Raw genomic sequence first — 25,892 nt, forward strand, 5'->3', positions numbered from 1 at the left:
TCAGGAGTCCTGCGTGACGCGCAGGACTTCCTCGATGGTGGTGATACCCATCACGGCCTTGGCCAGGCCGTCCTCATACATCGTGCGCATGCCCTCGGCACGCGCCTGACGTTCGATCTCGCCGGCATCCGCGCGCTGCATGACGAGCCTGCGCAGCGGATCACTCATCACCAGGAATTCCATGATGGCGCGCCGACCGCGGTAACCCGTGGGATTGATGGCGCTGGTGCCCGGCTTCCACAGCCGGATGGGCCGCTCGTCGGTGTACTTGTCGAGCTGGAACTGTTCGATCACCTCGGGCATGGCCTCGTAGGGGATGGCCGTTTCCGGATCGAGGCGGCGCACGAGGCGCTGGGCCAGGATGCCGTTGACGGTGGAACCGAGCAGGTAATCTTCCACGCCCATGTCGAGCAGGCGGGTGATACCACCTGCCGCGCTGTTCGTGTGCAGGGTGGACAACACCAGGTGGCCGGTGAGCGCGGACTGGATCGCGATGCGGCAGGTTTCCAGGTCGCGCATTTCGCCGATCATGATGACGTCCGGATCCTGGCGGACGATCGAGCGCAGGGCGCCGGTGAAATCGAGGCCAATCTGCGGCTTGACCTGGATCTGGTTGATGCCCTCGATCTGGTATTCCACCGGATCTTCGACGGTGATGATCTTCACGTCGGGCGTGTTGATCTGCGACAGGGCCGTGTAAAGCGTGGTGGTTTTACCCGAACCGGTAGGACCGGTGACCAGCAGAATGCCGTGTGGCCGGTCCAGCACTTCGACGAAGCGGTCGCGGAAGTTGTCGGTGAAACCCAGCGATTCGAAGTCGAACACCACCGACTCGCGATCGAGGATACGCATCACCACCGATTCACCGAAGCTGGTCGGCACCGTGGAAACACGAAGGTCGAGCTCCTTGCCCTGCACACGCAGCTGGATGCGGCCGTCCTGCGGCAGGCGGCGCTCGGCGATGTTCAGGCGGGCCATGATCTTCACGCGGGAAATCACCGCCGCCGTGGAGCTGGACGGCGGCGCTTCTACCTCGTGGAGCACGCCGTCGATGCGATAGCGCACCTTGAGACGGTTCTCGAACGGTTCGATGTGCACGTCGGATGCGCGCTGCTCGACCGCGCGTTGCAGGATCAGGTTGACCAGGCGGATCACGGGCGCCTCGGAGGCGAGATCGCGCAGGTGTTCCACGTCGTCCTCGACGGCGGCATTGCCGTCCAGGCTTTCCACGATGCTGCCCATGGCCGAACGGCCCTGCCCGTAGTAGCGCTCGATCAGGTCGTCGATTTCCGAACGCAGGCCCACGCGCAGCTGCACGTCGCGCCCCGTGGAGAGACGCACGGCCTGGATGGGGTAAGGGTCGGCCGGATCGGCCACCAGCAGGACGATGCGGTCGTCGCCGTCGCGCACGGGCACCACGTGGTATTGCTTCAGGAAGCGCACCGAAAGTTCGGTGTCGGCGGGCGGAAGATCCGGTGCGTCTTTTGCGGCAAGCAGCGGCAGGCCGAGCAGGTCGGCCCACGCGTCGGCGAGGTCGCGCTCGGATACCAGGCCCAGTCGCGCCATGAGCGCGGTGAGCGTGCCTTCGGGCGTTTCGTCGTGCAGACGGCGCGCCCGCGCCAGATCGGTATCCTTCAACCTCCCATGTGTGACCAGGTAAGCGCATACCTGGGCTTCACCGGGTTCCCCGGTAAGCATGTCCTTATGCTCGGTCATCGCAGACATGCCATCCTCACGGTCCGTTAGTGCGTTGGGTCGCGTGTTTCGTTCCTGACCACGCGGGCCGCTATTGGTAGCACATACCGTGCGTCGAGGGCGACCGCGGCCATCACGTTCCTGAAGATGGCGCAGGAACCGTCAAAGCCGCGCCCGTCCTGGACAAAAGCCGTGGAAGGCGGCGGCCACAGGGCCGCCGCCTACACGATTACCAGCCCACGCCTACGCCCACGCCTCCCGAAGTCTCGCCGCCGCTGACCGCAGCGCCGAAGGTGAGGCTGGCGTTGGACGAGAGGGATCGCGAGTAGCCTACCGACAGCGCACCCTGCCCCTTGTACCCGCCGACGCCCACGCCCAGGCGGTTGTCCCCGTTGACGCCCTGCGTGCTGAACGCCATCTGCGACATGGCCGCGCCCATGGCACCGACCTTGTTCAGGCGGTCGTTGAGGTTGCTGAAACGGTGGTCCACCGTCCGCTTGTACTCGTCGAAGGCACCACCGCTGACCACGTCGCCGAACTTCTGGTCGGTATAGGCCTTGGCGCTCTGCAGGGTCCGCGCATCGCCCTGGTCTGCATAGGACTGGGCCGTGGCCACGGCCTGGTCTACCTGGCTCACCGTCGCCGCGTCGCTCGGCGCGGTGCCGGCGGCCACATTGGTGATACGGCGCTGGGCATTCGCACTGCCCACCGAAACCGTATTGGCCTGGTCGGCCACCGAACCGGCACCCAGCGCGACGCTGTTGGTGGCCGTGGCGGTCACCGTGGCGCCCGTGCCCACCGCCGTGCTGCTGTCGGCACCCACGCTCGCGTTGTTGCCGATCGCAAGATCGGTGGTGTCCTTGGCGTAGCTGCCGGTGCCGATAGCGGTGCCATTGCCCGTCCCCGGGACAATGGCCTGGGCAGCGGCCGGTGCCGGCGGGGCCACGGCAGCCGGTGCCGCCTGGCTGGCCGCCGAAGCGGCAAACGGGGTGACCTCGGCAGAAGCCGGCGTGATACCGGCACCAGAAGCACTGGCCGTCATCGGCGCCGCTACCGCATTGCGACGGATCGGGCCGGTACCCGTACCCGGCTGGCTCGTGCTGCCCGTACCCTTCGACTCCAGGCTGCCCACCCGGTTGGTCAGCGAACTCAGGGCGCCATCCAGCGCACCCACCGCATCGCCCACCGTCTGGTAGCTGCTGCCCTGCACCCGGTAGACCGGGCCCACGAAGCCGTTCGCGCCCATCGTCGCGCCACCGCCCAGCGCCATCGCCACCGCATTGCCGGCCGCATTGGACGAACCGGCAAAGGCACCGGACAGGGCCGTGTTGAGCTGGCCGAGGTTCACGGCATCCGTGGTCTGGGTACCGGCAGCGACATTCGTGATCTGCCGGTTGTTGCCCGCACTGCCGACCGACACCGTATTGGCACGGGTCGCGGTGGAGCCCGCACCCAGGGCCACGGAGTTGGCGGCCAGCGCCCGTGCGCTGTCACCAATGGCCGTGGCACTGGCTCCGGCCGCGTTCGCCGAGGCACCGATGGCCGTGGACGACTCCTTGCTGGCCGATGCCAGCGCACCAATGGCGGTGGAAAGGTCACCCGACGCGCTGCTGCCTGCACCGGTGGCCGTGGCGAATCCGCCGGAAGCCTTCGCATCGTCGGAGCCGTCGCCCGCACCCGTAGCCGCCACGTAGTGCTTCGCCGCACTCACGCTGTCCGCCAGTGCATTGAGCTGGTTGACGTTGGCCGCATCGGTGCCCTGGGTGCCGGCCGCGACGTTGGTCACCTGCCGCTCGCTGCCCTTGTCGCCCACGGAGACCGTGTTGTCGCGTGTGGCGACGGAGTTCGAGCCCAGGGCCACGCTGTTGGCGCCGCGGGCCGTCGCGTAGTCACCCACGGCGACACTGCGCGCACCCGAGGCCCAGCTGTTGATGCCCAGCGCCGTGGCGTTGGTGCCCGGTGCGTAGGCGAAGTAGCCCACAGCCGTGCTGCCCACACCTTCCGCACCCGTGATGCCGCCTACCGCCGTGGCGTAGTCGGCCGTGGCCTGCGCGCCCGCACCGAAGGCCGCCGAGCTCTCGCCCGTAGCGCCGGTGTAGACCTGCAGGCCACCGAGATTGGCCGGGCCGCCCACTGCTACCGAGCCGTTGCCCGATGCCGTGGTAGACGTGCCCACCGCCGTGGCGTAGTCGCCCGTAGCACTGGCGACCGAACCCAGCGCCGTGGACTGCGCGCCGGAAGCAAAGGAGCCCACGCCGACCGAGGTCGAGGCAAAGCCGCCTGCCTGTGCGCTGGCACCCACGGCCGTGCCGCCGACACCCGCGCTGGTCGCGCCGGTCGTCACCGGATTGCCATCGGCGTCGACGATCAGCGGATTGCCCTTGGCATCCACCGCATTGCCGCCGACGGCCACGCTCCCCGGACCATCCGCCTGTGCGCCGGCACCATAGGCTGCACTGTTCTGCCCCGTTGCCACGGCGCCATAACCGCTCGCCGTCGCATGGCTCCCCGTCGCCACGGCACCACTACCCGTCGCGGTGGCGCCTTCGGCACCGGCATAGGCGCCGGAACCGGTGGCGGTAGCGTACTGCCCGCTGGCCTGTGCATCGTCCGTACCGTCACCGTTGCCATTGGCCTTGAAGTAATGGCTGGCGTCGCTGACGCTGCCGGCCACCGCATCCAGCTGGCCCTTGTTCACCGCATCGGTGTTCTCGGTACCGGCCGCCACGTTGGTCACCTGGCGCTCGCTGCCCTTGTCGCCCACGGACACGCTGTTCTCCCGGGTCGCCTGCGAACCTGCGCCAAGTGCCACGCTGTTCACGGCCTTCGCCGTCGCGGACTGACCAACCGCCGTGCTGTTCACGGCATTGGCATAGGAGTTCCAGCCCAGGGCCGTGGCGTAGTCGGCCGTGGCCCATGCGCCCGCACCGAAGGCCGCAGCGCCCGTGCCCGTGGCCTGCGCGGGAATGAACCCGAAGAACGTGCTGCCACCCACGGCAACACTCTCGGCGCCCGTGGCCTGTGCGCTTTCGCCCACGGCAACACTGCTCGCCCCCGTCGCGGCACTCTGCGTACCCACCGCCGTGGAAAGATCGCCGATGGCATTGGCAACCGCACCGACGGCCGTGGCCTGTGCACCGGATGCATAGGCACCCACGCCCAGCGAAGATGATGCGAAGCCGCTGGCCTGCGAACTGGCGCCGACAGCGGTACCACCGACGCCCGCACTGGTGGCTCCCGTATCGACCGGCACACCGCCGTTGGTGATCAACGGATTGCCGTTTTCGTCCACGGCAACACCACCCACCGCGACGCTGCCAGGACCATTGGCCTGCGCACCCGCGCCATACGCGGCGCTGTTCTGACCCGAAGCCACCGAGCCGTAGCCGGTAGCCGTGGACTGCTGTCCGGTCGCCACCGCACCACTGCCCAATGCACTGGCGCCGTCCGCACCCGCGTAGGCACCGGAACCGGAGGCGGTCGCATACTTCCCGCTGGCCTGCGCGTCGTCGCTGCCGTCACCCGCACCGTTCGCCTTGAAATAATGGCTTGCGTCGCTGACGCTGCCGGCCACCGCATCGAGCTGGCCCTTGTTCACCGCATCCGTGGCTTCAGTGCCCGCGGCGACATTCGTCACCTGGCGCTCCGCGCCCTTGTCGCCCACCGATACCGTGTTGTCGCGGTCGGCGCGCGAACCGGCACCGAGTGCCACCGAGTTGTCGCCCAGTGCCCATGCATTGGCACCCAGTGCGGTGGCGTTGTCGCCCAGCGCCCAGCTGCCTGCACCGAGTGCGATCGCGTTGGCGCTTTCGATGCCGAACAGACCGAAGCCCGTCTCGGCGCCGTTGCCGATCGCGATACTGCCCGCTCCAGCCGCGCTGGCGTTGCCACCGATCGCTGTCGCACCGGCGCTGTAAGCCGATGCTCCGTAGCCCGTGGCCACCGAGAGATCACCGTCGGCAAACGACTGCGCACCCGTGGCCGTCGCGCCATTGCCCGACGCCTGCGAAAGGAAGCCGCTGGCCGTGGACTGCTCACCCTGTGCAAACGCCGCCGTACCGACTGCCGTGGCATATTTGCCTTCGGCCTGCGCACTGGCACCGACCGCCGTGGCATCCAGTCCCGATGCGGTGGCCGGCCCAACCGCTTCACCGGTCGACGTATATGTGATGAGCGGATTGCCATTCTCGTCCAGCGCCTGCCCACCGATGGCGGTTGCACCATTGGACGATGCCTGCGCACCCGCGCCGTAGGCCGAGCTGTTCTGTGCGGAAGCGACACTGCCGTAACCCGCCGCCGTGGCGTAGCTGGCATTCGTGCTGGCACCGCTGCCGATGGCGGAAGACCCTTGTCCCTGCGCGACGGCACCCTGGCCCACCGCCGTCGCATAGTCGCCGCTGGCATAGCTGCCTGCACCGAAGCTGGAGGTGCCGGTACCGTCCGCGATGGCACCATGGCCGTTCACGGTGGCGTCGTTACCAAAGGCTGCACTGCTTGCGCCGGTCGCCGTGGAACGCTCTCCGGACGCTTCCGCGTTCGCACCGGTAGCCACACTGTCGGCGCCACTGGCCTGCGCACCCGAACCATAGGAAACGCTGTTCTGGCCCGATGCCACCGCACCGTAACCCGTAGCCGTCGACTGGACTCCTGTCGCCACGGCGCCACTGCCAAAGGCGCTGGCGCCATTGGCGCCGGCATAGGCGCCTGAACCGGACGCCGTGGTGTACTGGCCGTTGGCCTGCGCATCATCGCTGCCGTCACCGGCGCCGTTCGCCTTGAAGTAATGGCTTGCATCGCTGACGCTACCGGCCACTGCATCGAGCTGGCCCTTGTTCACCGCATCGGTATTTTCGGTGCCCGCCGCCACGTTGGTGATCTGTCGCTCCTTACCCTTGTCGCCTACCGACACCGTGTTGACGCGGCTTGCCTGCGATCCTGCGCCAAGCGCCACCGAGTTATCGGCCAGTGCCCAGGCATTCGCACCGAGTGCCGTTGCGTTGTTACCTAGCGCCCAGCTCCCCGTGCCGACGGCGATGGCATTCGCGCTTTCAAGGCCAAACAAGGCGAAGCCGGTTTCCGCACCACTGCCAAGCGCGATGCTTCCGGCACCCGACGCACTGGTCGCAGCTCCCAGCGCCGTCGCGTTGGTGCTGTATGCCGCAGCGCCCGCACCTGCGGCGAGTGACTGCGTACCAGCGGCCACGGCTTGTGTACCCACGGCAGTGGAAAGATCGCCCGTGGCATTCGCCACGGCACCTACGGCCGTCGCCTGTGCGCCCGAGGCATACGCGCCCACACCGAGTGACGATGCAGCGAAGCCGCTGGCCTGAGAGCTGGCACCAACGGCCGTACCGCCCACACCGGCACTCGTCGCGCCCGTATCGACCGGCACGCCACCGTTGGTGATCAAGGGATTGCCGCTCTCATCCACGGCCACACCACCGACTGCGACGCTCGCAGGACCATTCGCCTGCGCGCCTGCACCGTAAGCAGCACTGTTCTGTCCCGTGGCGACCGCACCGTAACCGGTTGCCGTGGACTGCTGTCCGGTGGCGACAGAACCGCTGCCGAAGGCACCAGCACCATTGGCGCCTGCATAAGCACCCGAGCCGATGGCCGTCGCGAATTTACCGTTGGCCTGCGCATCGTCGCTGCCATCGCCCGCACCATTCGCGCTGACATAATGGCTCGCGTCGCTCACCGCGCTGGCGAGCGAATCCACGCGCCCGGACACGCCCGTGACCGTCGTCGAAAGTTGATCGACGCGGCTCGATACGCCACTCACGCTTCCCGACACCTTGTCGAGCTGACGCTTGTTCACCGCATCGGTGGCCTGGCTGCCATCCGCGACATTCACTACCTGTCGTTCGGCACCGCTGCGCCCGACGGATACGGTACCTGCCCGGTTGGCGACAGAAGAATCGCCGATAGCTACCGAATCCTTCGCCGTAGCGCGCGCACCACGCCCCAGTGCCGAACTCGATGCCGCGCTGGCGAGTGCATCCTGGCCTACCGCCACGCTGTCCACGCCCGTGGCGCGGGTCGACTGACCCAGTGCCGTGGAGAATCCACCGGTGGCCTGCGCGTCCTGTCCGTACGCCACGCTGTAACCGCCGCTGGCCTTCGATTGCGTGCCGACCGCCGTGGCGTAATCGCCGGCCGCCTTCGACGACGTGCCGCAGGCGAAGGCATCATCGCCACGCGCCACGGGGCCGCTGCCCTGCAGGCCCAGCAGATAACCACCGCACACATTGCCCGCCTGCGCGGGAGAGCTGCCCAGCGCCAGCACCATGCCGGCAGCCAGGGGCAGTGCGGCCATCGCCGCGCGCAGGCGACGCGATGCGCCACCCTTGCCATTCGCCCGGGCGAGTTCCGAGGCAACGACGAGCATGCCCAGCGACTTGTTCCAGACCTTGCTGTAAATGGTATTCACGACAAACTTCCTCCAGTGTCCGCCCATGGGCGGATAGATGCGCGCACCACGCACAGCGCGGGCCGTCGCCAGTCCGTCGCCGACGCGGCGGACGTAATCCCTGGCGACCGGGCAGCCTACGGCCGTCCGGACGTCCAGACGTGAGTTCTCCCCTCCCCCTTTGCCGCAACGCCGCGTAGGAAGAAGCCCCGCCGTGGCGGGGCTTCTTCCTGCTCATGCGTCAGTTGGTCCAGGCACCCAGGACGCTGACGCCCGAGTAGGCCTGTTCACCCTTCACGGTGAGCGTCCACACACCTTGCGCCGGGCTGGTCGCCGTAAACGGCTCGCTATTGCCCGGACGATTCGGCTGCGCGGTGACCTTGCCCGACGGGTCGGTGACCGAGATGGACACATCACCCGAACCACCGAAGGTGCGCAGGGTGAGCGACTTCGCACCGGCAGGGACATCGAGCGTGTACGCCTTGGTGGCACCGGCCGCACCCGCCTGTCCGGTCAGCGCCTTGTTGTTGCCAAGCGCCGTACCGGGAGGTGCCGTGGGCTTGCCCCAGGCGGTGAACTGCTTCTGCGTCTCCGCATCCGACAGGCACAGGTTGAGACTCGATGCCTGCCCGGACGTGATGAGACCATCGGTGGCGAGCTTCGCCGCGTACGACGTGATCGCGCTGCGATAGGCACCCACGTTCGCCGAGGCGGCCGCGAGGATCTTCGCGTTGGAAATCACGTTGGCACCGATGATCACACCGCCCGGCACGAGGGTCGGCACGCCGGTATCGCAGGTGAGCAGCTTCTGCGTACCGCGATTCAGGCCCCAGCCGATGTCCTGGAACAGCGCAGGCGTCAGGTCGACATCGATCTCGCCACGCAGATCCTGGTTGATCGCGTATTCCATGATGGCGTTCGGCGTCAGGCGGGTGTCGTAATGCGAGAACGACGAACCCTGCGCGAGCGTGGTCGGTGCATACAGCTGCACATTGCCCTGTGCATCGGCACCGGCCAGGCCCGAGCCCTGGCCCACGGCGCCAGTAAGGCCGGCGAGATTGGCCTTGAGCGTATTGCCGTCGACCTGGCTCACCGCAATCACCGGGATGTTCACCGGCTGTGCGGGCGTGCCTCCCGGCGTGATGGCGCCGGCCTGGTTGTTGGCGATGAGCACGGCCTTGGCACCTGCGGCCTGCGCACCCAGCGTCTTCACGGTGAAGTCGCAGGTGCCGCGATCGATCAGCGCGATCTTGCCGGCCAGATCCGCACCGTTGGTGATGGCCGTGCAGCCATCGTTCGGCACGGCACGCACGACGGCACCGCTGAAGTTGGAACCGGTAGCGACCGGGCCGAAGGACGCCTGCGAGTAACCATAGTCACCCGCAGCACCCGCCGGAGCGGACACACGGAAAACGTTCGGCACGGTCAGCGCCAGCGGTGCTTCCGTCTTCACGGTGGCACCAGTGAACACGAGATGGCCGTCGTTGAGCGCGGATGTCACACGCTGTGCGTCGGTGAGGTCGTACCACTTCTTGTTGAGCGTGTTGTCGTAGACGAAGGTGGAATAGATGTCCGGACGCGCCACGCCATCGCTGCCCTTGTAGGGCGAACCGGTGGTAAGGCTGTTGAAGCCCGAGAAGCCCAGGCCGTGGGCCATTTCGTGCAGCACGACATTGAGGAAGTTGATCGATCCGGCCGGCGTGTTGCCGTCGAGGCCGAAGTACCACTTCGATCCTTCGAGGCATCCGGTGGTGCCCAGCGCACCGTTGAACTGGCTCTGGATATCCGCTTCGCCCGGCTGGCCGTCCTGCTTGGTGAGGGCGTCGAACAGCGCGGAGTGATACCAGGTGTTGCGCACGGCGCCCGGAGGCAGCGTGCTGGTGTTGTCGAAATAGAAAATGTACGTGGTGCCGGAAGAACCGAGCACGCCCGACGTGGCGTCGCAGGAGAGCTTCTGGAAGGTGGCGTTGTTGACGATGGTGACGTCGCTCTGCAACACCGCGCCCCAGATATCGGCGGCAAACAGGTAGACGTTCAGCGCCTGCTGGCCGGCGGTGGTGCCCGGGTTGCCGCCGACCGGTGAGGCGGGCGTGGGATCGTCCAGGCCCTTGCCGGTGCCGGCATCCTGGTTGACGATCTTGATTTCCGCTGCCGTGGCAGCCGTCACGGCGCCGAACAGGCCGGCGGTGAGAAGGGCGGTATACAGAAGGCCGCGGCGGATCATCGGGTCACCTCCGGAGCCTTCGGCGCGGCATGCACGCCATGATCGTCGTGATGGATGCTGACCGAACCATCGGCGTTGCGCTCGGCGACGACGCTGCTCATCAGTTCCTGCGGCACCCGTACGGCCTGTGCACGCACGCCATTGGCGAGGTTCACCGTGCGAAAGGTGGACACGGCATCGGCTGCCGTGCGCGGCTGCGCGGAAAGCGCGGAGACCTTGCTCTGCTGTACCTCGAATGCCCTGGAAAGCGCGGCACGCTCCGCAGCCGTCGGCTCGCGCAGGCGGCCGGTGGCCGGGTCGATGGCCACCTGCACGCCCTGCACCATGACGGTCTGCGGTGCGGCCGTGGTGGCCTGGTCGGCGGCGTGTGCGGCCCCCGCGAGGGTGAAGACGCCCGTCAGCACGAGGCCGAAGGCCTGTGCTCTTGCTCGTGAAGTCATTACGTTTACCTCCCTAATACGGCGCCGGGACCCCTCCCTGCACGCCCACCGGCGAAGGCCCCCTCGCCGGTGCAAGACCTCCCGGACACGGTGCCCCCTGCACCGGTCCCTGGACCGTGCGCCACGAGGGCGCACGGTGGTGTCGCTCAAGGCGCGGTGAAACTCGCCTGCACGGTGACGTTGGTAAACGGCTTGCCGCCCGCATCCACCGTGATGTACCAGGTGCCCGCCGCAGGTCGCGCCAGGGTCACCGTTTCGCTGTTGGTGGCGGGTTTCGCCGAACGGTAATCGTAGGCAGAAGCACTGGCAGGGCTGCCGTTCTTCACGTACAGCGTGACGTCGCCGCTGCCACCGAACGTGCGCAGCGCCAGCGAACGCGCGCCTTCGGGAACATCGATGCGATAGCTCAGCGAACCGCTGGCCGGTGCGGCCTGGCCGGAGAGCGCCACGCCATTGGTGAGTGCCGTGGCGTCCGGACCGCCCGGCGTATTGCCAAGCGCCTTGTTGACCGCGGCATAGGCATCGAGGATGCCTGCGCCCACCGGCTTGTCCGGCGTGGCCGGGAAGGCATGTGCGGTGGATGTAAGCAACGCGCGGATCTGCACCGGCGTGGGCGTCGGCAGGTTTGCCGCCTTCACCGCCGAGAGAATCAGGGCGACACTACCGGACACATGCGGCGTAGCCTGCGAGGTACCTGCCATGCCGCCGTAACCGGGACCCACCGGCTCATGCGTGCCGGCGTTGATCGCCGACCAGACGAAGCCCGCATCCACCACGGCACCGCTCGCGCCGTCATTGGCGTATACGCCACCGCCCGGTGCCGAGATTGCCACCGGTGCACCGTAGTTCGAGTAATAGGAGCGCTTGCCGACGATGCCGTTGGAAGCCACCGTGATCGCACCCGGGCAGCTAGCCGGCGAGTATTTGGTGGCATCGTCGTTTTCGTTGCCGGCCGCCACCACCACCGTGGTGCCACGCGAGATGGCGGAGGTAATGGCATCGGCAGTGACCGCATCCGCCGAGCAGGCACCTTCGCCACCCAGGCTCAGGTTGATGACCTGCGCCGGATGCGCGTTGTCGGGCACGCCGTCGACGTGACCGCCCGAAGCCCAGACGATCGCATCGGCGATGTCCGAGGTGTAGCCGCCGCAATGGCCCAGCACGCGTACCGGCAGTACTTTGGCCTTGTAGGCGATGCCCGCCATGCCGACACCGTTGTTGGTCAGCTCCGCGATGGTTCCCGACACATGGGTGCCGTGCCAGCTGGAGTCTTCCTGCACGTCGCCCTTCGACGGATCGATGCAGCCGCCGTTGGCGACGAGGTATTTGTCTTCCGTGGTCCAGTCACCGGTGTCCCAGCCGCCGGGAACGCGTCCGTCCGTGGCGCGGCCGGACATGAAGGCATCGGTGACGAAGTCGTAGCCGGCACCGGCCAGTGAGAGGTCGATATCCGGATGCTGGGTAATGCCCGTGTCGAGCACGGCCACGACGATGCCCGTGCCGTCGGCGAGATTCCAGGCATTGGCAACATTGCTGCCGCCCTTGTTCGCGTACGTTGCGGCGTCGTTGCCGATCTTCTCCGCGGCGCCTGACGGCGGACGCAGGTGCCACTGGTAGCGCGTGTAGTACGGATCATTGACCACGACCGGCGTGACATCGGCCGTGGCGCGGACGTCGTCGATCTTCTGCATGACCGCGTCCACCTCGACGTGGCGCACGGCGGGATCGGCCGCGATCTGGCTGACGAGCGCCTGCGCATCGGCGGCCGACAGCCGGCGCGACGTGCGGACCAGGTCGGCGCCGGTGGCCAGCTTGCGCCCGTAGCGCACCTGTAGCGCGCCACCTGCCGGCGTGCCGGCACGCAGCTGCGCCGCCAACGACGACGTACGCGACAACGCCGCGGATACCGCCTGCGTGGCTGCCGTGGTGTCGAGACGTTCGCGTGTGCCGTCACGGTAGGTGACGATGAAACGGTCGTAGCCGGCTGGCGCACGCAGGCCAGCGACATCGAGCGTGGCCCTGGGCTCCCCGGGCCCCTGGGCGAATACGCCGGGCGCCATGCCCAGCATGAGCGAGACGACGAGCGTCCTCGCAGCGATGCGGTTTACCATCTGCACTACCCCTTGCCCGTGGTACTGCTTGTGGACGGCCGATTGCGGGCCGCCTCCCCTTCGATGCCCTCGCGGGACACCCCTGCATCAGGTTCTTGAGATCCTTCGCACTTCAGGTCGAACCGGCTGCGTTTTGCCGCCGGTCTGGGGAACCTAGCAGCAGGAAAATACGAACGTCAATCTTTTGACGATACTTTTTTCGTTATTCGCAAAAAGCATATGCAAACCGCGAAAACACTCGATTCCGGCGCGTACATGCGTTTCAATTCATGGTCTTGCGCGGCGATACCACGCGCGCATACCACTTAAGAACCATCGTCCCAAAGCGAAAAGAATCATGCACTTGATCGACATCGGCGCGAACCTCACCCACGATTCCTTCCGTCAGGATTTTGGCGATGTACTGGCCCGGGCCCAGGCTCACGGCGTGGGCCGGATGATCGTCACCGGCGCATCGCGTGACGGCAGCGAGCACGCACTCGAACTGGCGCGGGCACATCCGGGCCTGCTCTACGCCACGGCCGGCGTCCACCCCCACCATGCCGTCGATTACGACGACGCAACCGATGCAAGGCTGCGCCAGCTGGCGGCACAGCCCGAGGTGCGTGCCGTGGGCGAAACCGGCCTGGACTACAACCGCAACTATTCGCCCCGCGACGTCCAGCGCGAGGTGTTCGAGCGGCAGCTTGCTATCGCGGTCGAGGCCGGCAAGCCGCTCTTCCTGCACCAGCGCGATGCCCACCACGATTTCCTCGCGATCCTGCGCCGCTATCGCGACCGCGTGCCCGCGGCCGTGGTGCACTGCTTCACGGACACGGGCGATGCCCTGCGTGACTATCTCGACCTGGATTGCCACATCGGCATCACGGGCTGGATCTGCGACGAGCGGCGCGGTGCCCACCTGCGTGAGCTGGTGAAGCTGATTCCCGCCAACCGCCTCATGATCGAGACGGATGCGCCCTACCTGCTTCCACGCACGCTGCGCCCGATGCCCAAGGACCGTCGCAACGAACCGATGTATCTTGCGCACATCCGCGACGAGGTGGCGAAGGATCGCGGGGAATCGATCGACGAGCTGACCGCATCGACGATCCGCACCACGGAAGCCTTCTTCGGACTGTGAACCCAGAGCACGCGGATCACCCCGCGTGCAGCCCCGAGAGTGCCGCCTCGGCGAGATCCACCTCACGCAACAGCGTGCGCAGGGTCTCGTCGTTGATCTCGTGCCTGCGCCTCAGCGCATAGAGTTCCTGACGCTCCGCGCGCAGCGCGGCCAGGCGCATCACACGCTCGGTACCCGCCTCGGCGCGTGCCTTCTCGGGCACGTCGCCCTCGTCACCTGCCGCCTCCAGGCGCTGCTGGTAATCGGAAACTACCCGCGCGGCCACGTGCGAGGCCAGCGCAATGGCGTTTTCGTCTCCGCCATCGTCTACCCGCTTCTGTTCCTCACCAATGGCCTTGAGTGCCGCTTCCGCGACCAGCGCTCGCGCCTTGCGTTCTTCACGCACCCGCGGATCTTCGCCGGGAAGCCTGAGGCCCTTCACCAGCAAGGGCAGGCCCACCGCACCGAAGATCAGCGTGCACAGGATCACGCCAGAAGCCAGGAAGATCATCAGGTCGCGAACCGGAAACGGGCCGTCGCCCTTCATGATGGGAATCGACAGCACACCGGCCATCGTGATCGCTCCGCGCACGCCAGCCAGCGACGTCGTCCAGATCAATCGCGTGCCCGCCTTGGGCCGCTGCTCGCCACGCCGCAGCGCCCGCATCAGGGCAAAGCGCAGCGATACCCAGACCCATATGAAGCGCAGGATCACCAGGGCCAGCGTGATCGCGACCACGTAGGCGGCGAGGTACCAGAGGTGGCCACCACCGGCCTGCGCAAGGTCGACCTTTGCACCAGCGATGATGCCCGGTAGCTGCAGGCCCAACAGGATGAAAATCAGGCCATTGAACGTGAACTCGACCATGGCCCATACCGCACCGGTCTGCATCCGCGTGGCGGAGTACGTGCCTTTGCGGATGTCGGTGTAGTTGAGCGTCATGCCTGCCGTCACGGCCGCAAGGATGCCGGATACATCGAAGTGCTCGGCAAGCAGATAGGCGGCGAACGGCAACAGCAGCAGCAAGACTACCTGGCTCGGCGGATCCATCTCGCCACTCCAGCGCACCAGGCGACGCCGGACGATGCCGAAGGCCTGGCCAACCAGCCAGCCGGCGGCGATGCCGCCTCCGGCCATGAGCAGGAAATCGAGCGTGGCGCTCTTCAGCGAGAAGCGACCGGTGAGTTCTGCCACGACGGCAAACTGCAGGGCGACCAGCCCGGACGCATCGTTGAACAACGCTTCACCGGACAGGATGTGCATCAACCGGGACGGCATCTTCGAGCCCCCGGTGATGGACGACACCGCCACCGCATCGGTGGGCGAAAGCACCGCGGCCAGTGCAAAGCCCACGGCCAGGGGCACGGTCGGAATCATCCAGTGAACGAAGTAACCGATGCCGACGATCGTGAAGAACACCAGGCCGACGGCAAGCGCCAGGATGGGGCCCCGCAGAAGAAACAGCTCGCGCTTTGGAATGCGCCATCCGTCCGCGAACAGCAAGGGCGGGATGAACAGCATGAGGAACAGGTCCGGATCGAACTCCACATGCATGCCGAAGGGTCGTGCCAGCAGGGCGCCCAGTCCGATCTGGACCAGCGGCGTCGGCAGTTTTACCGGCAGCACCCGGGTGACCGCACCGGAAATGGCAACCACAAGCAACAGAACAAGGATGGTGATGACTAGGCTCATCGGCCCACGCTACCCAAGGCGGTCCGCGACAGGCAAGCATCCCGGACTGTGAGCCGTGCCGCAAAACCAGCGGCATGCCGATTCATCTGCCGGAATCCGGCATTCCTGATAATCGTAATATGTCATTAATTATTCGTAATTTCCTGCTTAGGACTAATTCCTATTGTTCCTAGGACTATCACGGGCTTACGTTATTTTCACGCGCCATATATGGCGCTGCCGGAAACCGCTCCAGGGGATTAATACGAGCGGCCACGGTTTATCACCACGGAACCGGTGTTTGTTTCACTTGGGGAGAATCCACATGGCACACATGCAACCGCCCATACCCCCTGCTACAGGCAAGCTTCCAGGCTCGCCTTGACGATGCGGTAGCGGCAGGCCCACCAAGAGGCCCACCGCCCACCGCAGTGCACTCCCGTTCCGGTGATCCCACCGCCCCTTCCCGGGCGGAACGTCCGCGTGCCGCGCGGATACGGGTCACCTCACCCCGATGTTCGTCATGCAATTCCTCAGGAGGGTAGGTCTCATGCAGTACGCAACACGTTCCATCGCACATCCGCGCCGAAAGCTCGCGCTGGCCGCCGCCATCGCCATGGCGATCGGCGGAGCGGGCAGCGCTCTCGCGCAGAACAACAGCAGTGGTTACATCTACGGCACGGCGGCACCCGGTGATGTCCTGCACATCGAGAACACCGGCACAGGCCTGACCCGCGATATCACCGCCGACAAGGATGGCAAGTACCGCGTCAATTCGCTGCCGATCGGCAACTACAACGTCAGCCTGATCCGCAACGGCACCACGGTCGATACGCGCAAGGATGTGTCGACCCAGATCTCGCTGGGTACCAATGTCTCCTTCAACGTAGCCGCTTCATCGAAGCAGGCCACCGACCTGAATGCCGTGCAGGTGAGCGCCAATGCCATGCCGAGCATCGACGTCAGTTCGGTGGACTCGCGCACCGTACTGAGCGCCGACCAGCTCTCCAAGCTGCCGATCGCACGTACGTCGATCAGCTCGATTGCCCTGCTTGCCCCGGGCACCACGCCGGCGGCACGCGGCTACGGCAATGCGCTTTCCTTCGGTGGCTCGTCGGCCTCCGAGAACTCTTACTACGTCAACGGTTTCCAGATCACGAACCCGCTCACGGGCGTGGGATCGCGCCAGCTACCCTACGATGCCATCGACCAGGAACAGGTACTGATCGGCGGCTCCGGCGCCGAGTACGGCCGCACCACTGGCGGCGTGATCAACGTGGTGTCCAAGCGCGGCTCCAACGAGTGGAAGGGCGATGTCCAGGTGTTGTGGTCTCCGAGTGCGCTCCAGCAGACGCCTCGCAACATCAATCTGCGTGACGGCACCCGGTTCCAGCGCGGCAGCCCCTACACGTTGCGTGACCAGGACAACCTGCAGTACTCCGGCTCGCTGGGTGGTGCACTGATCAAGGACAAGCTGTTCATCTTCGCTGCCGCCGACTGGATCAAGCAGACCGGCAACTACACCGGCCCGAGCACGGTCAGTGACGACGAGAAGGACACCGCCAAGACCAAGCGCTGGCTGGGCAAGATCGACTGGAACATCACCGATAACCATATCGTGGAGTTCACCGGCATCGGCGATACCGAGACGACCGACAACCAGATCTATAACTACAGCTACCAGACCGGCCGGGGATCCTATCTCGGCAAGCAGTACACCAAGAACTACAACGGTACACAGACCAATGCGACGCCGGGCGGCCAGACGTACATCGGTCACTACACGGGTTACATCACCGACGACCTGACCATCAATGCCATGTACGGCCGGGCAAAGTCCAGCCACGAGCAGACCATCAATTCGGCCACCGGCCTTCCGTGTCCTGCCATTACCGACGATCGCGTGGCATTCGCAGGCCATCCGCAGACCGGTTGCAACATCGCGCCGACCTTCCTGCTGCCGGGCTCGAAAGACAGCACCAAGGGCTGGAGCTTCAATATCGAATACCGCATCGGCGATCACGATCTGCGTGCCGGCATGGACAACTATGTGCTCCGCGCCACCTGGGGTGCCGTTCCCGCAGGCGGCACGTCGTATACGTACAACGACCTTGGCGACGGCCAGGCCATCAGAGATCGCCTGACCAGCCTCGGCCTCGATCCGGGCTCGTACAACCCGGCGGACTTCCCGGGCGGCTACTACGTGGAATCCGCGGCGCTTGGCACCGGCACGTCCGCACGCACCAACCAGCGCTCCCAGTTCGTCGAGGATAACTGGCAGGTAACCGATCGCTGGCACGCTTACATCGGCCTGCGCAACGAACAGTTCACCAACTACAACGGTGCCGGCCAGGCGTATGCCAGCTCACGCCACCAGCTCGATCCACGACTGGGCGTATCGTGGGACGTCTATGGCGACAGCTCGCTGAAGGTCTACGCCAACGCAGGCCGCTATCATCTGGGCCTGCCCACCTCCGTCGCCGTGCGTGGCGCCGGCCCGTCCACTTATCCGTCGCAGTACTTCGGCTTCACGGGTATCGACCCGGTCACCGGCGTGCCCACCGGACTGGTCCAGGGCAATTACTCGGGCCTGTTCTTCAACAACGGTGCCAACGGCGTACCGCCTGATGCGAAGACCGTCGCGGCGCAGCACCTGCATTCCTACTACCAGGACGAGTACATCCTCGGCTTCGACAAACAGCTGGCGGATACCTGGACCTTCGGTGCGAAAACCATGTACCGAAAGCTGCGCAGCCTGATCGACGATACCTGCGACCCCCGTCCGTTCCAGGCCTGGGGTGCCGCCAACGGCCTGCTCGACGAGGTCAACGCCGGTATCGGCCGCAGCACCGGCTGCTACCTGTTCAACCCGGGCCGCGCGAACACCTTCACCCTTTCCCCGGCCCCTGGCCAGTACCTGAGCATCCCGCTCACAGCGGCACAGATCGGCGAGCCAAAGGCCAAGCGTGCGTACTGGATGCTCGACCTGTACCTGGAGCACCAGTTCAGCGACAAGTGGTATGGCAAGATCGACTACACGCTGTCACACAGCTACGGCAACTCCGAAGGCCAGCTTGACTCGGACATCGTGCAGGCCGACGTGTCCACGACCGAAAGCTGGGATTTCCCGGAGATCATGGAAAACACCAACGGCAACCTGCCGAACGACCAGCGTCACCAGCTGCGCATCTTCGGAACGTATACACCGACCGACGAATGGCAGTTCTCGACGGTGACGCGCATCGCCTCGGGCACGCCGGTCAGCTGCCTCGGCCTGCGTCCTTCCTCGGTGGGCGGCGATCCGTTCAACTACAAGAACAACTACTTCTGGTGCAACGGCGATCCGGCCAAGCGCGGTACGTTCGGGCGCACTCCATGGACCTACACCCTCGACGTCAGCGCCGCCTGGAAGCCGGCGTTCGCCGACCACAAGCTGACCTTCTCCGCGGACATCTTCAATCTCCTCGGCAAGCAGCAGGCAACCCAGCTGTATGAAACCGGCGAAACCCCGTCCGGCCTGCCCAACCCGCAGTACAAGCGTGCCCGCTCCTTCCAGGATCCACGCTATGTGCGCCTCGGCGCACGGTACGACTTCACGCTCTGACGCATAACAACAACAGCTGCACGTTTCCCCGGATATTGGCCGCTCCAGAAGGAGCGGCCTTTTTTTCGTCCTGGCATCGAAACATCATGCGAAGCTCCCGACGCGCCACAGCGCCGTGTCCGCATCCGACCTGACCAAAGGTCGTAGGAACATCCCTACAGGAACGCAATTTTCCTCGACATCGCCACCTGCTTCGATAGCGAATTCTTAAGTGCGCCATGCCTATTGTTCGATCGCTGGGGAACACCAGCAAAGGGATCATCCATCCAACTACAAGGCTGCCCACATGGGCAGGAGGCTATGTAATGCGCTCTCTTAAGATAGTGGCATGCGTGGTATCAGTGGTTATGGCCGCAGGCATCGCAGCACCTGCGATGGCGGCAAGAAGCAACTCGATTTCAACCTCGTACTTCGATGCCCAGGGAAATTTCGTGGGGCAATCACTATATCCCTGCGAAAACAAGCATTTCGAAGGCGGCGAAGTCACCCAGTACAGTCTGACGCAGAGCTTTGGCTGCTATCTCGGTCCGCCGGCCAACGGTGAATCCGGTCTCGAGCCAAACGAGGTCTATTCCAATCCGCCGCCGGGATTCACACAGGATCAGCTGTGTCACATCCTCGCCACGTATGGAGACCCGTGCGGCAATCCACCCGGATCGATTGCACCGATATTCGTCTGGGGACGATGACGGCAACGAATATGCCGTGAAGTCATAAACAGCTTTTACCCGTCCAGGAGCCGCTCAGCGATGAGCGGCTTTTTGCCGGAAAAAAGACAGGAGCCTGGGGTGCGCCCTGACCAGGGCTTCCCAGGCAGCCACTTCCCCCCGATACCGGCCCCCGAACATGCCGGAACGGTCGTAATACATCGACCATCATATTTTTCGACGATAAATTTTTCTTTATGCAAAAACCAGCCGTCATCGCCAGTTTCTGCGCGAATGAGGCGTGAAACAGCCAAGGCTGCGGCAAGCCATTGCATTACGCATGGCATCACCCTTGCGAATCATTACTTAGCAATAGGGGCAAGTTCTTCCGTTCATGAAAATCCCATTGAGTGAATTCATCCAGAACCTGTAGCGTCCACTCACGTGTTGCAGTTTCGTTAACAGCGATACGGGGGGCGTCGGTAGGGGATACCGATGCATCAAAGGGGGCCTCGGACGGCCAGATCGATAGACATCACTCCGCCGTGCGTTCTCGCGGGAGCGGGACGTGGAGCGGTTTGCGACATTTGGCCAATGGCCGGGGAGACCATCATGAATTCGCGTCGTACTTACAGCGCCGGCAGGCGCTCGCTTGCACTTGCCATTGCGGTAGGCCTGGGCATCGTTTCCACCCAGAGCTTCGCGCAGAGCACCGTCGGCAGCGTCTACGGCGTTGCCGATGCCGGTGCCACCGTCACGGCAACCAATACGGGCAACGGCGCTGGCCGTTCGGCCACAGCCGGTAGCGACGGCCGCTTCAACATCACCTCGCTGTCGCCGGGCAACTACAAGATCACGCTCACCAGCAAGGGGCACGAAGAAACCCGTGAAGTACAGGTCGTCGCCGGCCAGAACTTCAACCTCAGCGTTGCCGCCGCAGCAGCCAGCACGTCGGCGAATGCCGAAGACCTCGGCGCCGTGTCCGTCACGGCCAATGCCCTGCCGCCCATCGACGTGACCTCGGCACAGACCAGCACGGTGATGACCTCCGAGCAGATCAAGGCCCTGCCGCTGGCACGCAACCAGACCGCCGTGGCCCTGCTGGCGCCCGGCGCAACCCGCGGCGACAGCGCCTTCGGCAACCTGGCATCGTTCGGCGGTGCGTCGGTCGCCGAGAACAGCTACTACGTCAACGGCTTCAACGTCACCAACTTCTTCCAGAGCCTTACCTACTCGCAGGTACCGTTCGAGGCGATCGATTCGGAAGACATCCAGGACGGCGGCTACGACGCGCGCTACGGCAACTCCACCGGCGGCGTGATCTCGGTCAACACCAAGCGTGGCACCAACGAGTGGAAGGGCGGCATCGACTACACCTGGAATCCTTACCAGCTGCAGTCCAACCAGCCAAACATCTACCTGCAGAACGGCGTGCTGTATCGCAATACCCGCCACAACGAAAACTACCTGGTGGGCAACAACAACACGGGTAATGCAACCGACTTCGGCCAGCGCTGGAATGCATGGCTGGGCGGCCCGCTCATCAAGGACAAGCTGTTCATGTTTGCCCTGGTGGGCGGCACGCGCACGTCGGATGAGCACTATGGCACCGCCAGCGGCTCGGGCAGCTACAACCACACGACGATCAAGGACCCGCGTTACCTGGTCAAGCTCGACTGGAACATCAACGACAGCAACATCCTCGAGTACACCGGTTTCAACGACACCAGTACCGAAACCCAGAACATCTACGCCTACTCGACCGATGCAAACGGCCAGCCTCACCAGGGGGCCTATCGCGGCCAGGTGTACGACAAGTTCGGTGGCATGACCAACATCCTGAAGTACACCAGCTACATCACGGATGACTTCACCCTCACCGCGCAGTACGGCAAAAGCAAGAACCTCCGCGATAACCGCGCAGTAGCGGCCAATGGCGTAGTGGAAGAGTACGACGGCAACATCTTCGACGCAGCCAACTCTCCCGGTTGCCCGGGCATCACCGACAATCGCCGCCCGGTGCTGGCCGGCGCCGCTGCATATCCGCACTGCTCGTTTGCAGGAACGCTCAACACACCGGACGGCGAAGACAAGCGCGGTTCTGGTCGCATCGACTTCGAGTACCACCTGGGCGACCACGACCTGAAGGCCGGCTGGGCACGCGATCACTTCACCACGGATACCGGTTCCGCCTATGAAGGCGGTGCGCTCTACACTTACAGCTCGATCCCGCAGTCCATCCTCGGTCACGCCCCGGGCCTGGATCCGGCCGACAGCGTGGTCCAGCAGACGATCTTCGCCACCGGCGCCAAGGTGGGCATCACGCAGAAGTCGTACTACCTGCAGGACGAGTGGCACGTCACCGACAACTTCATGGCCCGCATCGGCGTGCGCAATGACGGTTTCGAAAACACCAACAGCCTCGGCCAGACCTATGTGAAGCAGGTGCACAGCTGGCAGCCACGCCTGGGCTTCTCGTGGGACGTCAACGGCGACTCCACGCTCAAGGTCTACGGTAGTGCCGGCGATTACTCACTGCCGCTCGACGGCAATGTGGCCCTGCGTGGTGCGTCCGCCTCGCTGTATACCTCGCAGTACTTCAGCTACACGGGCATCAATCCGCTTACCGGCGCACCGACGGGCCTCGGCGCGCTTCCCGCCGCCTACCTCGCGCAGTTCCCGGCACGCGGTGAACCGTCGTACCAGAACGGCGAAGCCGGCGTGGTGCCGAACCCGGGCGCCGTCGCCACCAAGGATCTCAAGCCGTTCAAGCAGCGTGAGTTCATCCTCGGTGCGCAGCAGCAGGTGGCGGACTGGACGCTCGGCGTGAAGGCCATTTACCGGAAGATCCTCACCGGCATCGATGACTCGTGCGACTTCCGCCCGATCGCCAAGTACGCCAACGCTACCTACGGCCTGAACCTCGACACCACCAGCCTCACGCCGGACGCAACCAACGTGCCGGGCTGCTACATCTTCAACCCGGGCAGCCAGGTCACGCTGAATACGCCGGTCGACGCCACGGGCAAGCTGTACCAGATCCACCTGTCGGGTGCCGACATCGGCGAGCCGAAGTACAAGCGTGCGTATGAAGCCCTCCAGCTCACCGCGGAACGCAACTTCGACAACACCTGGTACCTGAAGGCGTCGTACGTGTGGTCGCACCTGCGCGGTAACTCCGAAGGCGGCGTCGATTCCAGCAACGGCCAGGCCGACACCGGCACGACCGAGCTGTTCGACTATCCGGAAATCATGGCAGGCACCAACGGCTACCTGCCGAACGACCGCAAGCACACCGTCAAGATCTACGGTGCATGGCAGATCAACAACGAGTGGATGGTGGGCGCCAATGGCGTGTTCCAGACCGGTCGTCCGGAAAACTGCTACGGCCTGAACCCGATCGACGGCCAGGTCAACGGCGGATACGGCTCCGGTTCGTACCTGTACTGCGACGGCATGATCGTGCAGCGCGGTTCGGTCGGCCGTACGCCGAGCACCTGGAACATCGACCTGAACGCGTCGTACAAGCCGACGTGGGCACGCGGCGTCACTCTTTCCGCGAACGTCTTCAACGTGTTCAACAAGCAGCACGTCACGACGATCAACGAAGTGGGTGAAGACGCCAACGGCGGATCGCTGGCCGGCACCACGTACAAGATCCCCACGGGCTTCCAGACGCCACGCTACGTACAGCTCTCGGCGGAATACGACTTCTCGCTCTAACCCTTTCCGCCATTACAACGAGACAGGGTGCGCGTTCCGGCAAGGAACGCGCCATCTTGCAACGCTCCCCAGATCGCCGCCCGCTCCCACGGGCGGCTTTTTTTTGCCCTTCCCTGTAGGAGCGCGCCTCGCGCGCGACCGGTTGAAACGGTGCGCTCCGTAGTAAAGCAGCCCATGTGGTGCGTCGCTCCGTAGGAAGGGCTCGCCTATCAGCCTCGCATCGGCGCTCATACGTGGCGGAGCAGAGGCGACGGGTGCGGCCCTTGTCGCTCCGGCCTGCGGTGTCCCTCGGGAAAGGAGGAGCCGCTACGCGGCTCAGTGTCTTATGGCTTCGCCCCTTCGGGCACGGGGAGCGGGCGGGGTTTTTCGACTCGGCCTCCGTGCCTCGGCGAAAAAGGCCGGCCTTCCTGGCCGGCCCCGCTACGCGGCCTTATCCGCCCACTCCCCTCACCTCCATCAAGTCGCGCCAAGGGCCGCCCCCGCCGCCTCTCCCAAACGGGATCGCAGACTGTTGTAGGAGCGCGCCTGCGCGCGACCGGTTGTCGCGAAAATTTTCATCGTTTCGATATCACCGGTCGCGCGCAAGGCGCGCTCCTACAGGGATTGCGTATCGCTGGATGGGTATCGAGCCGATCGGCGCCAAAGCCGATGCAGCATGATCGTGTTTGCTGGCGAATCGGGGCGCTGGGTTCCTGCATGCGCAGGAACGACGTGTATCGCATGGGCCTGCAATGCACGAAGCAGGCGACCGTGCGCCGCATGTGGGATGAGGTGTGTGCGCTGGAGGGTCGAAATAATGACGCAGCGAGTCGAAGTGGCAAAAGTCGTCGGCGGGTTGATTCAGCACGGGATCCATATCGCGACGTTATTGGGGAAGCGGGAGCATGCCGATCCGTTGGCGAAGGGTGTGCGGTGGAATGTGGATCTGGGAGCTGCCTTGTTTATGGTCGCGGCGCTGGCTGCGCCGGTGTTGGCGTCGGAGTCATGCACGGTGATCGGGCCGGAGTGGACGCTGGATATCGCTGGGGCATTGTTGTTCGGAGCGGCGATGTGGTTGGGCTGGTTGGCGCCAGGAGAGGCCTGGCCCGCACCGCCTCCCGTGTAGGAGCGCGCCTTGCGCGCGACCGGGGTATCGCAATCGATGAAAATTTTCGCGACAACCGGTCGCGCGCAGGCGCGCTCCTACAACAAGCTGCGATGACGTTCGACAGAGGCGGCGGGGGCGGCCCTTGGCGCGACTTGATGGAGGTGAGGGGAGTGGGCGGAAAAGGCCGCGAAGCGGGGCCGGCCAGGAAGGCCGGCCTTTCCTGCCGAGACAGGATGTCGAGTCAGGAAACCCCGCCCGCTCCCCGGGCCCGAAGGGGCGTAAGCCATAAGACACTGAGCCGCGCAGCGGCTCCTCCTTTCCCGAGGGACACCGCAGGCCGGAGCGCCAAGGGCCGCCCCCGTCGCCTCGTGCGCCGCCACGCTCACGCGCCGAGCGCGAGGCCGACAGGCGAGCCCTTCCTACGGAGCGACGCACCACAGGGGCTGCTTTACTACGGAGCGCACCGTTTCAGCCGGTCGCGCGCGAGGCGCGCTCCTACAGGGGGGGTAGCCAGGGTTCTCCTCTTATGCCGTAGCGGAAGACTACTGAGATCTTTCGCTGGTGTAGCGTGGGCATCGAGTCGTGCAGTACTTCGCGTCCTTTCATGACTACCAGGGCGCCGGCGCGGGGGAGGTAATGGCGTTGCTCCGTGCATGCCTGCGTGCGCGGGATTTCCATGCGCAATGCGGCTTCGCTGTTCGTGGTGAGGAAGAGCAGTGCCGTGATACCGTTGTCGTCGTAGTGGACGCCCTGTGCGCCGCCGCCTGCCGGGTAGGCGCGGATGTTGATGGCGGCTCGGCGGCTCGGCGAGAGCACGACGTCCTGTGAGGTGATGGCGGTGACCAGCGGCAGGCTGGCCTGGTACAAGGCCGCGAGTTCCGGCAGGTGCAGGCGGACGTCGTCGCCGTCGAAGAGGTGGTGGTAGCACCCTTCCCCGCCGGGCGAGCGGCGGTCTACCAGCCTTACCTGGCCTTCCGCAATCAGCCAGTCGATGCGGCGGCGGAGGATGCCGCACTGTTCCTCGTCAATGAGGTCTTCCACCACCGTGGCGTAGTCGTAGTGGTATTCGCGCACGTGGCGCGACAGCTCGAAACTTTCAGACATGATCCAACTCCCATGCGAACCGGTCCGCGGGAAGCTATCGGTCCGGTTCGCAGGGATATATGGAAGGATTC

General features: G+C 65.2%; 12 protein-coding genes. 5 read left to right on the plus strand and 7 right to left on the minus strand.

The features are described from left to right. The 5 genes from gspE to HBF25_RS17450 form a co-directional block, all read right to left on the minus strand. Entirely contained in the window at positions 1–1,698 is a 1,698-nt protein-coding gene (gene gspE, locus HBF25_RS17430) for a type II secretion system ATPase GspE (RefSeq protein WP_425483506.1), read from the minus strand. A 226-nt stretch (positions 1,699–1,924) separates the two neighbouring features. Further along, positions 1,925–8,128 carry an ESPR-type extended signal peptide-containing protein gene (locus HBF25_RS17435; protein WP_341778103.1) on the minus strand — a complete coding sequence of 2,068 codons (6,204 nt, stop codon included), beginning with the start codon at positions 8,126–8,128 and terminating at the stop codon, positions 1,925–1,927. Positions 8,129–8,348: 220 nt separating this feature from the next. Further along, positions 8,349–10,331 carry a PA domain-containing protein gene (locus HBF25_RS17440; RefSeq protein WP_166950662.1) on the minus strand — a complete coding sequence of 661 codons (1,983 nt, stop codon included), beginning with the start codon at positions 10,329–10,331 and terminating at the stop codon, positions 8,349–8,351. After that, a complete protein-coding gene (locus tag HBF25_RS17445) occupies positions 10,328–10,771 on the minus strand; it encodes a post-PEP-CTERM-1 domain-containing protein (protein ID WP_166950664.1) in 444 nt (147 codons plus the stop codon). The genes HBF25_RS17440 and HBF25_RS17445 overlap by 4 nt, the downstream gene beginning before the upstream one ends. Positions 10,772–10,917: 146 nt before the next feature. After that, entirely contained in the window at positions 10,918–12,882 is a 1,965-nt protein-coding gene (locus HBF25_RS17450; protein WP_166950666.1) for a S8 family serine peptidase, read from the minus strand. A gap of 337 nt (positions 12,883–13,219) precedes the next feature. Between HBF25_RS17450 and HBF25_RS17455 the strand changes: the two genes are divergently transcribed. Then, positions 13,220–14,005, plus strand: a complete 786-nt coding sequence (locus HBF25_RS17455; protein WP_166950668.1) for a TatD family hydrolase — start codon at positions 13,220–13,222, stop codon at positions 14,003–14,005. A 16-nt stretch (positions 14,006–14,021) separates the two neighbouring features. Here the strand turns inward: HBF25_RS17455 and HBF25_RS17460 are convergent, their stop codons facing one another. Continuing rightward, complete coding sequence (locus tag HBF25_RS17460; protein WP_166950670.1) at positions 14,022–15,677, minus strand: Na+/H+ antiporter; 1,656 nt, start codon at positions 15,675–15,677, stop codon at positions 14,022–14,024. Between the two features lie 529 nt (positions 15,678–16,206). Between HBF25_RS17460 and HBF25_RS17465 the strand changes: the two genes are divergently transcribed. The 4 genes from HBF25_RS17465 to HBF25_RS17480 all read left to right on the plus strand — a co-directional run bounded on the left by HBF25_RS17465 (position 16,207) and on the right by HBF25_RS17480 (position 24,735). Then, a complete protein-coding gene (locus HBF25_RS17465) occupies positions 16,207–19,260 on the plus strand; it encodes a TonB-dependent receptor (RefSeq protein WP_166950672.1) in 3,054 nt (1,017 codons plus the stop codon). 347 nt (positions 19,261–19,607) lie between these two features. After that, entirely contained in the window at positions 19,608–19,949 is a 342-nt protein-coding gene (locus HBF25_RS17470; RefSeq protein ID WP_166950674.1) for a hypothetical protein, read from the plus strand. A 570-nt stretch (positions 19,950–20,519) separates the two neighbouring features. Continuing rightward, positions 20,520–23,630, plus strand: a complete 3,111-nt coding sequence (locus tag HBF25_RS17475; protein ID WP_166950676.1) for a TonB-dependent receptor — start codon at positions 20,520–20,522, stop codon at positions 23,628–23,630. A 796-nt stretch (positions 23,631–24,426) separates the two neighbouring features. Then, entirely contained in the window at positions 24,427–24,735 is a 309-nt protein-coding gene (locus HBF25_RS17480) for a hypothetical protein (RefSeq protein ID WP_166950678.1), read from the plus strand. Positions 24,736–25,212: 477 nt separating this feature from the next. Here the strand turns inward: HBF25_RS17480 and HBF25_RS17485 are convergent, their stop codons facing one another. Further along, positions 25,213–25,821, minus strand: a complete 609-nt coding sequence (locus HBF25_RS17485; protein ID WP_166950680.1) for a hypothetical protein — start codon at positions 25,819–25,821, stop codon at positions 25,213–25,215. Between the last annotated feature and the right edge of the window lie 71 nt (positions 25,822–25,892).

This window comes from Luteibacter anthropi, from assembly GCF_011759365.1.
GTDB classification, from domain to species: Bacteria; Pseudomonadota; Gammaproteobacteria; order Xanthomonadales; family Rhodanobacteraceae; genus Luteibacter; species Luteibacter anthropi.

Coding starts and splice junctions, on each gene's coding strand:
- HBF25_RS17480 (WP_166950678.1), top strand. CDS start 24,427: ATGACGCAGCGAGTCGAAGTGGCAAAAGTCGTCGGCGGGTTGATTCAG.
- HBF25_RS17445 (WP_166950664.1), bottom strand. CDS start 10,771: ATGACTTCACGAGCAAGAGCACAGGCCTTCGGCCTCGTGCTGACGGGC.
- HBF25_RS17460 (WP_166950670.1), bottom strand. CDS start 15,677: ATGAGCCTAGTCATCACCATCCTTGTTCTGTTGCTTGTGGTTGCCATT.
- HBF25_RS17470 (WP_166950674.1), top strand. CDS start 19,608: ATGGCCGCAGGCATCGCAGCACCTGCGATGGCGGCAAGAAGCAACTCG.
- HBF25_RS17485 (WP_166950680.1), bottom strand. CDS start 25,821: ATGTCTGAAAGTTTCGAGCTGTCGCGCCACGTGCGCGAATACCACTAC.
- gspE (WP_425483506.1), bottom strand. CDS start 1,698: ATGCTTACCGGGGAACCCGGTGAAGCCCAGGTATGCGCTTACCTGGTC.
- HBF25_RS17475 (WP_166950676.1), top strand. CDS start 20,520: ATGAATTCGCGTCGTACTTACAGCGCCGGCAGGCGCTCGCTTGCACTT.
- HBF25_RS17450 (WP_166950666.1), bottom strand. CDS start 12,882: ATGGTAAACCGCATCGCTGCGAGGACGCTCGTCGTCTCGCTCATGCTG.
- HBF25_RS17440 (WP_166950662.1), bottom strand. CDS start 10,331: ATGATCCGCCGCGGCCTTCTGTATACCGCCCTTCTCACCGCCGGCCTG.
- HBF25_RS17455 (WP_166950668.1), top strand. CDS start 13,220: ATGCACTTGATCGACATCGGCGCGAACCTCACCCACGATTCCTTCCGT.
- HBF25_RS17465 (WP_166950672.1), top strand. CDS start 16,207: ATGCAGTACGCAACACGTTCCATCGCACATCCGCGCCGAAAGCTCGCG.